Source organism: Chroococcidiopsis cubana SAG 39.79 (assembly GCF_003991895.1).
In the GTDB taxonomy this organism is placed as follows: domain Bacteria; phylum Cyanobacteriota; class Cyanobacteriia; order Cyanobacteriales; family Chroococcidiopsidaceae; genus Chroococcidiopsis; species Chroococcidiopsis thermalis.
This window is the reverse complement of record NZ_RSCK01000002.1, coordinates 13,945-27,228: the sequence shown is the minus strand read 5'-3', so window position 1 is coordinate 27,228 and position 13,284 is coordinate 13,945. Positions and strand designations below refer to the sequence as shown.

13 protein-coding genes are annotated in these 13,284 nt (G+C 44.5%); 7 read left to right on the top strand and 6 right to left on the bottom strand.

Annotated elements, in window-relative coordinates; genetic code table 11:
• Window positions 1–339: 339 nt before the first annotated feature.
• Window positions 340–3,483: a response regulator gene (locus DSM107010_RS01495; RefSeq protein ID WP_127022182.1), complete on the top strand. Its 3,144-nt coding sequence runs from the start codon at window positions 340–342 to the stop codon at window positions 3,481–3,483.
• A gap of 346 nt (window positions 3,484–3,829) precedes the next feature.
• Entirely contained in the window at window positions 3,830–4,042 is a 213-nt protein-coding gene (locus DSM107010_RS01490; RefSeq protein WP_015157043.1) for a hypothetical protein, read from the top strand.
• 86 nt (window positions 4,043–4,128) lie between these two features.
• On the opposite strand, the gene DSM107010_RS01485 is transcribed toward DSM107010_RS01490, so the two are convergent.
• Window positions 4,129–4,560 carry a nucleoside deaminase gene (locus tag DSM107010_RS01485; RefSeq protein WP_015157042.1) on the bottom strand — a complete coding sequence of 144 codons (432 nt, stop codon included), beginning with the start codon at window positions 4,558–4,560 and terminating at the stop codon, window positions 4,129–4,131.
• A 17-nt stretch (window positions 4,561–4,577) separates the two neighbouring features.
• On the opposite strand from DSM107010_RS01485, the gene DSM107010_RS01480 reads away from it, so the two are divergent.
• From DSM107010_RS01480 to DSM107010_RS01475, 3 genes are all read left to right on the top strand, one after another.
• The gene (locus DSM107010_RS01480) at window positions 4,578–5,501 is read left to right on the top strand and encodes a nucleoside hydrolase (RefSeq protein ID WP_106169969.1); all 924 of its coding nucleotides are present in this window, start codon (window positions 4,578–4,580) and stop codon (window positions 5,499–5,501) included.
• Between the two features lie 269 nt (window positions 5,502–5,770).
• Window positions 5,771–5,908 carry a hypothetical protein gene (locus DSM107010_RS38105; protein ID WP_158631719.1) on the top strand — a complete coding sequence of 46 codons (138 nt, stop codon included), beginning with the start codon at window positions 5,771–5,773 and terminating at the stop codon, window positions 5,906–5,908.
• Window positions 5,909–5,964: 56 nt separating this feature from the next.
• Window positions 5,965–6,561 (top strand): hypothetical protein, encoded by a 597-nt coding sequence (locus DSM107010_RS01475; RefSeq protein ID WP_015157040.1) that lies wholly within the window; start codon window positions 5,965–5,967, stop codon window positions 6,559–6,561.
• A gap of 37 nt (window positions 6,562–6,598) precedes the next feature.
• Here the strand turns inward: DSM107010_RS01475 and DSM107010_RS01470 are convergent, their stop codons facing one another.
• The gene (locus DSM107010_RS01470; protein ID WP_127022179.1) at window positions 6,599–7,690 is read right to left on the bottom strand and encodes a tetratricopeptide repeat protein; all 1,092 of its coding nucleotides are present in this window, start codon (window positions 7,688–7,690) and stop codon (window positions 6,599–6,601) included.
• Between the two features lie 364 nt (window positions 7,691–8,054).
• Here DSM107010_RS01470 and rpsU point away from each other — a divergent pair, with 364 nt between their 5' ends.
• Entirely contained in the window at window positions 8,055–8,234 is a 180-nt protein-coding gene (rpsU, locus tag DSM107010_RS01460; protein ID WP_015157038.1) for a 30S ribosomal protein S21, read from the top strand.
• A gap of 118 nt (window positions 8,235–8,352) precedes the next feature.
• Here rpsU and pth read toward each other — a convergent pair whose 3' ends face one another.
• The 3 genes from pth to psbH all read right to left on the bottom strand — a co-directional run bounded on the left by pth (window position 8,353) and on the right by psbH (window position 9,777).
• Entirely contained in the window at window positions 8,353–9,030 is a 678-nt protein-coding gene (gene pth, locus DSM107010_RS01455) for an aminoacyl-tRNA hydrolase (RefSeq protein ID WP_127022176.1), read from the bottom strand.
• Between the two features lie 28 nt (window positions 9,031–9,058).
• Entirely contained in the window at window positions 9,059–9,346 is a 288-nt protein-coding gene (locus DSM107010_RS01450; RefSeq protein ID WP_015157036.1) for a TatA/E family twin arginine-targeting protein translocase, read from the bottom strand.
• Between the two features lie 221 nt (window positions 9,347–9,567).
• Window positions 9,568–9,777 (bottom strand): photosystem II reaction center phosphoprotein PsbH, encoded by a 210-nt coding sequence (gene psbH, locus DSM107010_RS01445; RefSeq protein WP_106170949.1) that lies wholly within the window; start codon window positions 9,775–9,777, stop codon window positions 9,568–9,570.
• Between the two features lie 83 nt (window positions 9,778–9,860).
• Between psbH and psbN the strand changes: the two genes are divergently transcribed.
• Window positions 9,861–9,992 (top strand): photosystem II reaction center protein PsbN, encoded by a 132-nt coding sequence (gene psbN, locus DSM107010_RS01440; RefSeq protein ID WP_041462633.1) that lies wholly within the window; start codon window positions 9,861–9,863, stop codon window positions 9,990–9,992.
• Window positions 9,993–10,087: 95 nt separating this feature from the next.
• On the opposite strand, the gene DSM107010_RS01435 is transcribed toward psbN, so the two are convergent.
• A complete protein-coding gene (locus DSM107010_RS01435; protein ID WP_127022173.1) occupies window positions 10,088–13,258 on the bottom strand; it encodes an alpha-mannosidase in 3,171 nt (1,056 codons plus the stop codon).
• Window positions 13,259–13,284: the final 26 nt, after the last annotated feature.

Sequence of the window (13,284 nt, the reverse complement as noted above, 5' to 3'; positions counted from 1 at the left end):
TTATTGGCACTCGCGTTGAGAGAATCAATCGTAATAGATGCAGCACTTGAACTCTGAATAGCAAACTATGAGTCACATATTCTACCGAGTCGCAAAGTCTGCTGGATCTCGTAGCTTCACTATGGACTACTATTGTCAGCTTTCACATCGAGTAAATCACGCAATTTTGTCCTACTCTCATAAATTTTTGATAAAGAAAATTTTAGGGAAATCAGAATATTCTCCCTGCTCTCTGCTCGTGCGCTCGTGCGCTCCCTCTTCACTGATAACTGATAACTGATTCCGGGAATACTAAATGCGAACGTAGCGTGAAGCATTTGTCGGATTGGAAATTAAGATATGGCTTCTAGTCGAATAGCAATTGGCAAGATAGCACGGCGAACATTATTAAAAATAACACTGAGAGTAACTCTTGTGATTATTGCTGCTAGTGCGATCGGTTATCTTCATGTTTTATCGAATTTAGAATCTCATGTGCGAGAAGACCTCAAACAATATGTAATTGAACGAGGTCGGCAAGAGAGCGATTTTTTGGCTCTCGCAGCAGCAACTCAGGACGAGCGACGCTTAACCTCAACCGATCGTGACATTCTGCTCGACGATCTAGTTAAGAGAACGACAAACGAGTGGTTGCCAGGATCGTACAGCATGATTTTTCACTCCGACGGTCGCCTAATTGCTCATCCAAATTTGATGTCACAAATTCAAACTAGTCAGGGTAAATTTTATCTCGATCGCGCGGACGATTTGCATTTGCAAACTATTTTTAAATTAGTTAAGCATAGTCAACCCGGACAAACAGTCATAGATAACGTCAAGAATAACGAGTATCTTGCTGTTGCTAGTATTCCCACTCTTAATTGGTATTTCGTAGTTGTCCTTCCCAAGTCATTCTTGTTCCAGCAAGCATGGTCTAACGCTAAATTTATCCCGATCTTAGGGCTATTATCGCTATTAACAGAAGTTGCCTTAATATTTGTCACTTTACGCCAGCAAATTGCTAAACCTTTAAGGAGATTGCTGACAGCCACAGAGCTGATTGCGGCGGGAAACTTAGATGTCCAACTAGATGCCGACAGAAAAGATGAATTGGGGTATCTGGCGACATCATTTAACAAGATGGCAAATGCGATCGCGCATCGGGATACCCAGTTAGCAGAGCAAAATACGAAGCTAGAACGAGAAGTAGCCGCGAGAACGGCAGCTTTACAGGCAGCCTTAGAGCAAGCAGAAGCCGCTAGTATGCAACTTGTAGAATCAAAAACAGCATTGGAAGTGTTGCAGTTGGAAACGCAGATGGCTCGTACCACAGCTGAGGCTGCCAATCAAGCTAAAAGTGCGTTTCTCGCCAACATGAGCCATGAAATCCGTACTCCCATGAATGGAGTGATTGGCATGACAGGTTTGCTGCTCAATACATCCCTAACTCCTCAGCAGCAAGATTTTGTAGATACGATCCGCAGAAGCGGCGATGCTTTACTGACAATCATCAACGACATTCTAGACTTTTCCAAAATTGAATCAGACAAGTTGGATTTAGAAGAACAACCCTTCGATTTGCGAGTTTGTATTGAAAATTCTCTCGATGTGCTAGCTCCTCAAGCTGCGGACAAGAACCTGGAGCTGGCTTACCTGCTCGATCCACAAACACCAGCTACGATTATGGGAGACGTGACGCGGCTATGTCAAATTCTAGTCAACCTGCTGAGCAATGCAGTTAAGTTTACGGAGCATGGAGAAGTTGTAGTTTCAGTCACGACTAAAGAGATAAATAGTAGCGAGTACCTAGAGGGGAGAAAAAAAGAGCAACTACCGCAGACTGCCGATTATCTCATGCCGACATTCTATGAAATTCAATTTGCCGTTAAAGACACCGGGATTGGAATTCCTAGCGATCGCATGGATCGGTTATTTAAGTCCTTCAGTCAAGTCGATACTTCCACCACTCGTCAATATGGCGGGACGGGGTTGGGTTTAGCAATTTCTCAGCGTTTAAGTGTGATGATGGGCGGGAGAATGTGGGTAGAGAGCCAAGTCGGTGTTGGTTCTACCTTCTACTTTACGATCGCGGTAGCAGCACCCAATATCGTGCAGCATGAAAGTTCCTGTATTTTGCCGCAATTGCACGGTAAGCGTTTGTTAATTGTGGACGATAGTGCTACCAATCGTAAAATTCTGATGCTGCAAGCTCAATCTTGGGGAATGCTTCCCCGTGCAGCTACTTCTGGTGCAGAGGCATTGGAATGGTTGCAACGTGGCGATCCTTTCGATCTAGCAGTGTTAGATATGCAAATGCCGCAGATGGATGGTTTGAGCCTAGCTACAACTATCCACCAACACTCTAACTATCGCAAGCTACCTTTAGTCATCTTGACTTCTATGGGTAAGCCAGAAGTCGCCAGTCAAAGTACAGCAGTCAAGTTATCTGCCTGTCTGACAAAGCCTGTCAAACAATCTCAGCTATATAACGTACTGTTGCAAATTTTGAGCGAACAATCGCAGCCATCCCAAGTTGCGCCATTTTTGCCTAAATCCTCAACTCTTAGCGCTCAAATAGCGCAAACTCATCCTTTAAATATTTTATTAGCTGAAGATAATACGGTAAATCAGAAGGTAGCGTTGTTAATGTTGCAGCAAATGGGATATCGGGCAGATGTTGCTAACAATGGACTGGAAGTTCTAGCCGCGCTGCAACGTCAGCCTTACGATGTCGTGTTGATGGACGTACAGATGCCAGAAATGGATGGATTGGAGGCAGCAAGACAAATTTGCCAGCGGTGGTTCCCTCCGCATAAACCGCGAATTGTCGCCATGACTGCAAATGCCATGCAAGGCGATCGCGAAGCCTGTCTCTATGCTGGTATGGACGATTACCTAACTAAACCCGTCAAGATCGAGCATTTGGCTCAGGCTTTGAGTCAGTGCCATCCCGTAGGTGTTGGCAGCAGGGAGCAGGGAGCAGGGAGTAGGGAGCAGGGGGACAAGGGGGACAAGGGGGACAAGGGGGACAAGGGAGAAATTAGTCACGCACCACGACGCGGCTTTATTGCGGAGGAACCGGACGCTCCCGCCCGCTTCACCACCTACCACGCACCACCTTTACCCTCTCCTGCAATCGATCCTAAAGCTTTGCAAGCATTAGAGGAGATGGCGGGGGAAGGTGGAGCAGCAACGATCGCAGTGGTAGTTGATGCTTATTTAGAAGATGCACCGAAATTAATTCAAACAATGCAAATCGCGATCGCATCTGTAAATGCTACAGAATTACAACGAGCAGCCCATACTCTCAAATCTAGTAGCGCTACTTTGGGGGCAATGTATTTCAGTCAGCTATCAAAGCAATTAGAAATCATTGGACGTAATGGCACAATTGAATTCCCAAAGAGTAGAGAAATTGTCTCTGAGCTTGAGGCTGAGTACATAAAAGTTAAAGCAGAACTAAAGAAATACTTAAATACTACTGAGTTATCAAATAACTCGTAGTACTGATTACAAAATATTTTCAGCTTGTTGACCCGTTAAACTTCGTCTGATATTGTGACGTTGGAATAAAGTAAGAGTAAAGTCAATGTTAGTGGCTGCCAATCGAAATAACTTTCTCTCATTTGATTGAGTGTTGTCTGGGCAGTTCGTTTGCGTCAATTGTAGGTCAAGTGTTCTTCAGTAAGAAGAACATATTTTGGCAATCAACCCATAAATCGAAGTTGACCTCAACATATAATTCACGGCAAATTGTATAGAAGGAGAATCACAACTTAATCAATTTAACGATCCAGGTTCGAGACAAGAAACAGCAGACAACCATATCCTCAAATAAGGAGAGTGAGCCATGTTTCAAGTCGGCGATCGCGTTATTCATCACGCTAGCGGACAATCTGGTAATGTCATCGGTTACGGACACCAGATTATTGATGGAGTTTATCAGCCAACCTTAATAGTCAGAGTCGTGAGAGATAGGGAATTAGGACAAACAGGTGTCGTTGAAGACTTATCAGCTAACTGGATACCGAGTGAAGAGGAAATACACTCGCAAGTTGCTTGAATCAACTTAAATAAAACAATGAGAGCGCACGATTTAGCGCTCTTATTTTTTGCGATCGAGTAGAGTCCGAGGCGCTATGCTGTACCCTATTCACCAATATCCTCATTCCAAAGAGAAGGATTTTTTTCAATAAAATCTCCCATCATTCGCTTGCACTCATACATATTTAAATCGATAACTTCTACGCCATGTGCCTCCATAAAGTCTTTGGCTCCAGCAAAATTGGCAGATTCAGCTGCAATCACCTTTTTAATCCCAAACTGCACTACAGCACCAGCACAGAGATAACAAGGCATCAATGTGGAATAAAGAGTCGTACCTTTATAGTTACCGATTCTACCTGCGTTACGGAGACAATCGATTTCTGCATGGGTGACAGGATCGCCGTCTTGAACTCGCTTATTGTGTCCCTGACCGACAATTTTGTCATCTTTGACTAGTACCGAACCGATGGGAATACCTCCTTCTGCTAACCCTTGTTGTGCTTGAGCGATCGCGGCTGCCATAAATTCATCCATGAATAATTCTCCTATTTATGTCTAAACAACTCGTACTTATGGATTGTGACGGTGGTGTAGATGATTATCTAGCAACTATGCTACTGATGACGATGGAACGAGTTGAATGTCTGGGTGTTGTTGTCACTCCAGGTGATTGTTACGCCCACGCCGCCGTCAGTGCTACCCGTAAAATTCTCGATTTCATGGGATGCGATCGCGTTCCGGTTGCAGCTAGTACCGTGCGCGGGATTAATCCTTTCCCCCGTCTCTATCGTCGCGATTCCCTCATTGTCGATTGCCTACCCATTCTCAACCAGCAAGATACCATTTGCACGTCTTTGGTTGAGCAAACAGGTCAGGAGTTTACCATCCATACGTTGCTGAATGCGCCAGAACCCGTAACCTTGATGGTAACTGGTCCCTTGACCACTATTGCAGTTGCTTTAGATACGGCTCCAGAAATCGAAGCTAAGATTCAACGCCTGGTTTGGATGGGTGGAGCGCTGAATGTTCCTGGTAATGTGGAAAAAAGCATCGAGCCAGGACAGGATGGTTCGGCGGAATGGAATGCTTACTGGGATGCAATGGCTGTCGATCGCGTTTGGCAGACACAGATTCCGATTGTGATGTGTCCTCTGGATTTAACAAATAATGTTCCAGTCACAGCCGCGATCGTGCGACAAATGGGCAAACAGCGTCATTATCCCCTTTCAGACTTGGTAGGACAGTGTTATGCCTTGGTCATTCCTCAAGATTATTATTTTTGGGATGTGTTAGCCACAGCATATCTAGCTCATCCAGAGTTTTATCAACTGCGAGAATGGGAAACCACAATTATCACTACAGGTGCAAGCCAAGGTCGCACCAAAATTCAACCTGGCGGGCGCAAAGTTCAAGTCATGGAGCGAGTCGATCGCGAGATATTTTATGAGTACATATTACAGCAGTGGCAAAGATGAGGGACAGTTATCAGTGACTAGTGACTAGGGGCTGGTGGCTAGAATCGTTTCTAACCACTAGTCACCAGCCACCAGCCACTCATCAATAACCGTTGCTTTCTTAAAAATATGTAGATTTTTATTAACAATTGCTGCGTTTATCTACTCCTAATGGACTAAGCAATAATACTTGAGTGGTTTAGAGTAAATAAATGTTAAGAAATAAATAGTAATCTTGCATAAAATTCCCAAAAAATTTCATAATTAATCCTAATTAGATCCAAATTTGAGTGACCTGCAAGAAGTATCTAGGGATATTTAGCCTAGTGAAGCAATTTCAACTGCAAGCGAAAAAGTATAAAAAGAAACAAGTGCTGTCAGATAGCAGGGGGCAGCGCGAGCGATCTCGTGTTGCGATCGCAGCCTAGTTGAGTTTTTCATAAGTTGCCGTCAATCTCATCGTCAGAAGCCAGGAGTATTGCAAATGTTTGGTTCGATCAAAAAAATACTGAGTGGGATAGTGTCTTTCTTTTTAGGTTTTTTCAGTAGCAAAAAATCCTTAGAAGGTAAACCCGATAAACCTCGCAAGCGTAATGGTTATTTTCTTGAATTAGAAGAAACAGAAGTCCCTAAAGAACTAAAAGCTGCTGCTAAATCAATTGCTTCAGCAACCAACGAAGTTAAAGCTAAAGCGTCAGAACTCGTCACTGCTGCAACAACCAAAGAATCTGAGTCTAACGCTAAAGCAGAGCCAGCTAAAGCAGAGCCAGCTAAGGCAGAGAAGGTAAAAACAGCTGATGCGGCTACACCAGCCAAAGCAGAAACGGTAAAAGCTGAGGTTCCTACTAAGAAACAACCCCCTAAAGTAGAAGTAGAATTGGTGCAAACTGCTGAGGGAGTCAAAGCTCAGGCTGTTAAGCCAACCAAACCAGTGAAAGCTGTTGCTGATAGCAATGGTAAGGCTGCTTCTACATTTGCGCCCAACTACCTGATGCCGTCTGCTTCTAACAGCCGTCGTCGCCCAGGAGCAAATATGAATTCTTTCTTGGATATGGCACGCCAGGTTAAGACTCCTGGTTAGATTGAAGTAGAAAATGTAGGGTGTGGCGATCGCCTCTCTACATTAATTTTTCCTTCCTTTTAAGAAAAACTAATCCACTGTAGAGATGGAATGCTGCATCCCAGTTGGAGGGATCGCGGCGGAACAGATGGATGTGAGATGGAATTGGAGCGAGCAAATCGCTCCAATCCAAAGCTGTATTGGCAAAAATGGTAAAATCCGACCAGGATTCAGCGCGTTCGAGTTTTTGGTCGAGAAAATTCTGTAAATGATTCCAGTTAATTCTGACGGTTGTTTGATTGTGCGTTTGCTGCTCGGAAAAAGAAATGCCGTTGTGGAACATATAATCGCGATCGCATAGTCGCACGATATAACCGCGATCGCTTAAGTGTAAATCGCAGAATTGCGCGTAGTCTTGAGTCTGAGTTTTGCGTTGTAGCTTGCCACGTACATTTATGTCTACAACTTGCTCGAAAAGGGGTAGTAATCCCGTCACTTTATGAGTCACTTCCGACCATTGAAAGCTCAGAAAACTCAGCTCATCTACTTCATTTTGACAAACAACACTGGCTGCTGGAGCGACTTCAAAATATCGCGCTTGAAAAACTTGGATTTGTTCGATTTCTGCCAAAGTTGCCCAAAAACAAGGAATGTCAGCAGCTAAAAGTTGTTGACCGAAAAATTGTAATTCGCCAATTGCACCTGTACGATACAGCCGCCAACCGCGACTTGGTAGCTGAAGTCGAGCTGTATAAGGGTCAATCTGCATGATTTGGGATAATCTGCGGGCAGCTTCAGACTTGCGATCGCTAGCAATCGGTTCTAATACCAACACGCCTTTTTGCATGTTATCTGGATCGGCAATAGCTTGGGCGATCGCCTGCTGGCGTTGTGCCTTGAGCAGTGATTCGATGCGGGTTATACCTTGACGCGCTTGCGCCATAATCCTAGCGTGAACGTGAACCGAACTCAGTAACAGTTGCCGATAAATCTCTGCTGCTGTATCTAATTTGCCAGATATTTCATCTAATCTACCCGAGTAGAATTGTACCCAAGGGTCTGTGGGAGAACTATGTCGCAGCTGCTGTAATAACTGGGCTGCGGTGTCATAATCTTGGCGTTCAAAAGCAGCAGCAATGAGATCGAGCATCAATAGGACAAGAGAGCAACTGTATTTATGTTGCCCAAAATGTCAGTTGTCAGCTATCAGTTATCAGTGACTAGTGACTAGTGGCTGGTGGAACCAGAATTCTCCCCCTTGTCTCCCTTGTCCCCCTTGTCCCCACTCTCTTCGGTCGTGGGGTCCCCGAGTTCCCCCTTGTCCCCCTTGTCCCCCTTGTCCCCCTTGTCCCCTTTATCCCCCTCAGCTCTCTTCCAGCATTGGTTATCCCTAGTTAAGGCAACAACGATAATGTTAAACTTGTTTTCAGCACTATTTATGGTATGTAGTCACCGAACAAACGAACTTTAGGGAAGACTACAATTGAATTGATGATTTTGAGGAAAGAGATAGAATGACCCAAGTGCTTCTCGGAGAAAATGAAGGAATTGATTCGGCATTACGGCGGTTCAAGCGCCAAGTATCCAAAGCAGGAATTTTGGCAGATGTAAAATATCATCGTCATTTTGAAACACCCCAAGAGAAACGCAAACGCAAAGCTGTTGCAGCTCGACGCAAGCGACGGATGAGATAGATAGATCGGAAATTTAAATTTAATATATTCTCAATTGGTGACGCTGCTTAACTGAATTGAAGGAAGTAAGTCATCGTATCAGATAAAAAGTGAGATAAGGATACAAAATAGGCGATTGCTAGTTACCTACAGCCTGTTTTGTATCCTTCGCGTTTAATAAGATATTGCGGTTGTTATAACGGTTCATTGCTTGCGCGACTCCTTGCTTTAAGCTTAGTTCTACAGCTTCTAACGCCATTTGCAAAACTTCAGCTACTAATGGGGTTTGATCTGAGGAAAAGCGTCCCAGCACGTAAGATATAGTCGATGCGTCTTCCTTGGTATTGTTGCCTTGAGGTCTACCGATACCGATTCGTAGGCGGGGAAAGTTTTGCGTTCCTAAGTGAGCGATCGCACTTTTCATTCCATTGTGTCCGCCAGCCGAACCGGATAAGCGCAGACGAATTTTTCCCAAGGGGAGATCCATATCGTCGTAAATTGCCAGTACCGATTCTGGTGGTAGCTTATACCAATCCGTGACGGCGCGAATTGCCTGACCGGAATTATTCATATATGTTAAGGGTTTGAGTAAGCGGATTTTACCTGCATTACTCCTACCTTCACCAAATATGCCCTGAAATTTGCGATTGTCTGCCAGTGGAATTTGCCAAGCACGAGCGATCGCATCAACAGCAGCAAAACCAATATTGTGGCGGGTTTGGTCGTATTTAGGCTCTGGGTTTCCCAGACCAACAATGAGTTGCGGCACAATGAGAACTTGATTGGAAGTTGAATTAGACGCGATCGCTTCTGTCATTACACCTATCGATCTAGCTTTTATTTGTCTAGCTTTGCTGCGTTGAAGAAGTTGTCGTATTGGTAGAAACGGTTTCTTCTGTTGCTGCTGGCGGAATTTGCTTTGGTTCTAGTTCGGCAGTTGTCTGCATTGCCTGTTCTATCTGTTCCGCTTCGCGCTTAAACTCTGACTGGAACTCGCTAGAGGCATCTTGGAAACTGCGAATAGCCTTCCCCAAGCTCCGACCAATCTCTGGCAGCTTTTTGGGTCCAAAGATCAGCAATGCAACTACAAAAATTAAAGCCATTTCTGGCAGTCCAATACCGAAGACATTCATAAACAACCCTCCTGCAATGTCTGTTCCCCCAGTCTTAGTATAGGCTGCGAACAGTAACTATTGAGTAGCGATTGGTTGTCAGTGTAGAGACGTTACATGTAAAGTCTCTACAAAGTTGTCACGTCTGTACTTTATTCCTTATATCTCAAAAAAAAACCCAGATCGATTCTGGGTGGAATGCAAGTTATAAGTATTGTTAATAACTCTCAGTTTTCTAACGATTAACCACCTAAACCAGTCCAACTAGGGGCAATATCAGGTCTTTCAATCAGCAATGATTGGTTATAAATTTGCAGGATGATCAAGAGAAAGACGAAAAATAATAGTATGAAAATCGCCATTACGGGAGTCGTCCCCCAACCAGGGGCAACCTTACCATACTCTGAATTCAAGGGTCTGAGGATTTCTCCCAACCAAGTCCGTTGTGCCATGACTCACCTATGATGAATTGCGAAAGCATTTTTTAACGTTCTGTAATATTGTATAGGAAGAGTACTCATAATCTATCGCTATGATGGAACCCGCAACAGTTCTTAGCATTTCCTTGGCTGCCGTATTGATTGCCATTACTGGCTGGACAGTGTATACCTCCTTCGGTCCTCCAGCAAAAGAGTTAAGAGATCCGTTTGAAGAACACGAAGATTAAAGATAGTTATACTTTTGTATTATTGGTGGGCAGCAGGCAGTCTCTATATTCTCCAGAAGCCCACCGCAATCGCCAGCGATCGCAGTTGCTCCGTTTCATCTAACCTTGAGCTTTAAGGTGACGATCTTCCACGGTGAAATAGTCTTGGCTGTTCGGTCGGCTCGATTAGTAGCTATAGATCTTTCTAAAAGATCGAGATCGTCGGCTACGTTTAAATTTAAGGTGTTCTGTAGGTCTAATTGAGCTGGATCGCCGTGGCATTCATAGCACCGCAAAATCAACTCTTGCGGCTCGTCTTCTGAAGGCTTGAACGCCATCAAAATTAAGTTATCGGCTGATATTGTTAAAAAGCTGGTCTTATCTGGGATCTTTCCTGATGTAGCTGTCGCAGCAGGCAATAGTAAAACTTGCAACGGTATATTCAGTTCGTAACCACGCCTAACTGTCTGTGCTTGTTGCCACGTACCAGCATGGGGATAAAGTGCATAGGTAAATTCATGTAAGCCCATGTCTGCTTCGGGATCGGGCCATACAGGACTACGCAGTAATGTTAAACGCAGTCGATCCGGTTGGCAATCGTAGCCATATTTACAATCATTTAGCAAGCTGACACCGCGATCGCTCATACTTATGTCAGCCCAACGTAAAGCCGGTACTTCCCATTTTGCCTTTTCTGCTGGAGTTTGGGGTTGCGTCGGTCTGGCGATCGCACCGCAGGGAATTTCATAATTAGCATAGTTTGCTGATACATTCAGGGGAAAAGCAGCTTTTACCATTACATGACGTTCTTGCCAGTCAACGCTAGTTTTAATTTTGAGGACGGGAGAACCTATTTCTAAAATGTAATCTTGGCTAAAAATTGACTGACCGATTTTTCGAGCTACACTGACGCAACTTTGTAGGAAATCGCGATCGCAATGTTGGTTAATACTTATGAGTTCAGCAGATGGTAAGGGGTGTTGAGCGTAATTAGGATCGATGTTCCATGCATCCCAATACTGTCCGCTATCTTGGAAAGCTTGCAGTTGATTGCCTGCACCATTGAGGACTTCCCATCGATTGATTTTGTCAAAAACGCTTGATAAATCTCCCGTATGAGAATCTACAGTAACGCGCAAATACTCATTTTCAATAACATATTCGGTAGAACTTGCTACCTGAGAACTCAATGCAATGAAATTGGGATGGGGACATAACCAATAAACGCGATAACCAACGGAGGGAATATCTTTGGCGAGAAAAGAAATAAGTCCGGTAGATGATTGTCGATCGCCCGTAAATTCAGTAACGTTAATGTAAGATTGGACGCTTTCTCCCGTTGAAGTACAGATTTGCCAGTTAGTATCTTGTAGATTTGGAACTGTAAGTTCGACAACTTGCGATCGCACCCAATTGAGGGAGTTAAAAACGACAATTGGCTGTGCTTCAGGATGGGGAAATGGAGGGAGATCGATTTGAGCGGCGATCGCTTGCAAAGATTGGTTTAAAATAGCTGTTGCCGTTTGCTCTGCTGCCTGCCAATCTTGGTTAGCATCAACATAAACTTCAGGAATAGCAGAACCAGGTAAAATATCGTGAAATTGATTAAATAAGACTTTTTTCCAAGCCTCTTCAATTTCTGTTTTGGGATAGGCTGTCTCAGCAGTCAGCATTGCCAGAGTTGCGAATAATTCTGCTTGATATAACAAGTCTTCGCAACGACGATTGAATCGTTTTTGATCGGCATGAGACGTATAACAGCCGCGATGAAATTCTAAATAAAGCTCATCGTTCCATATGGGCAAATGTAGAGACGTTACATGTAACGTCTCTACATGCGGAATTCCCCGCAAATACTTCTCAGCGGTGGTAAATTCTAAATCGGGAAAAAAGGGCGATTGTTGCCAGCGTCGCGCGACTTCAAGCATATCGCGGGTGGGACCACCACCATGATCGCCGACCCCAGGTAGCCAGAGAAATTGTGGTAATTGAGTTTTGGCTTCCCAGTCGCAAGCATAAGCTGCCATTTTGACCGGATCGATGCCTTCACCGATGGGCGCAGACATGAGGCTCAGTATATCCGTACCGTCAGGCGATCGCCACCAGAAAATTTCATGGGGAAATTGAGTCGTGTCATTCCAGCGTAATTTCTGGGTGACGAAATATTCCATTCCTCCCAAAACTAAAAATTGCGGTAGAGTCGCGCAGAAGCCGAAACTATCTGGCAACCAAGCAACAGAAGAAATTTGACCAAATTTTGCTTGCACGTATCTTTGTCCGTACAAGAGCTGCCTGACAATTGATTCTCCACTGACGGTGTTGAGTTCTGGCTCTACCCATAAACCGCCGACAATTTCCCAACGTCCAGTTTTGACTTGTTGCTGAATTGCGGTAAATAAATCGGGACGGTATTGTTCGATCCAGGCGTAAAGAGCGGGAGTAGAATGGCAAAAAGTGAGTTCGGGAAAAGCTTGTTGCAGGTTAAGAACGGAAGTAAAGGTACGCTGAGCCGCTTCCCAAGTTTCGCTGACAGCCCACAACCATGCTAAATCTAAGTGAGCGTGTCCGAGGAGAAAGATTTTAGATTTTGGCTTTTGGATTTTGGGTTGGAGATTTTGGCGTAAAGCATGGAGCGATCGCCCAAATTTGTCTTTATCTGATAAAATCGACCAATCGATTTGAGCGATCGCATCTGCAAGCGTGGATAATTGTGCTGGCTCAAAGGTTTCTAAATGCTTCTGGAGAATGGTTAATTCATCTGCCACAAAACCTGGCTCTGGATCTGCTGGATCGTTTGATTCGTAAAGACACAGCGATCGTACCAAGGCTCCATCGTCGTGATTTGGACTTACCAGCCGTAAACTCACAGAAAATTCTTCCCCAGGACTCACGCCAGAACTGAGGAGTATTCTTGTCGAGCAATCGAATAAATCTCCCTCTTGTACCAATTCATCGTTGACATAAATTTGAGCTAATTCCGCCCACCAAGTCAAAGCCAGTCGCAGCGATAAGCCAGCCAGAGGATAGCCCTGTAATTGTGCTGGAACTACTAACTTTTGCTGCAACCACAAGACTTTTTTCCCTTTTTCCCAGGCAATATGTCCTCTGTTATTGAGGGAGCAAAGGGTTGGTAGGGGCGCACAGTTGTGCGCCCCTACAGACTTCTCCGATTTTGGCTCCAGCCACCCCAACCAATTCATTTGCAGATCGACTTGAGTACAGTGGCGTAACTGGGCGATCGCTTGTGCAATTACCTCTAAATTGGAGTGTGGTGCAAAAGATGTCATAGATCTAGCCCAGTTATGAGGACGCG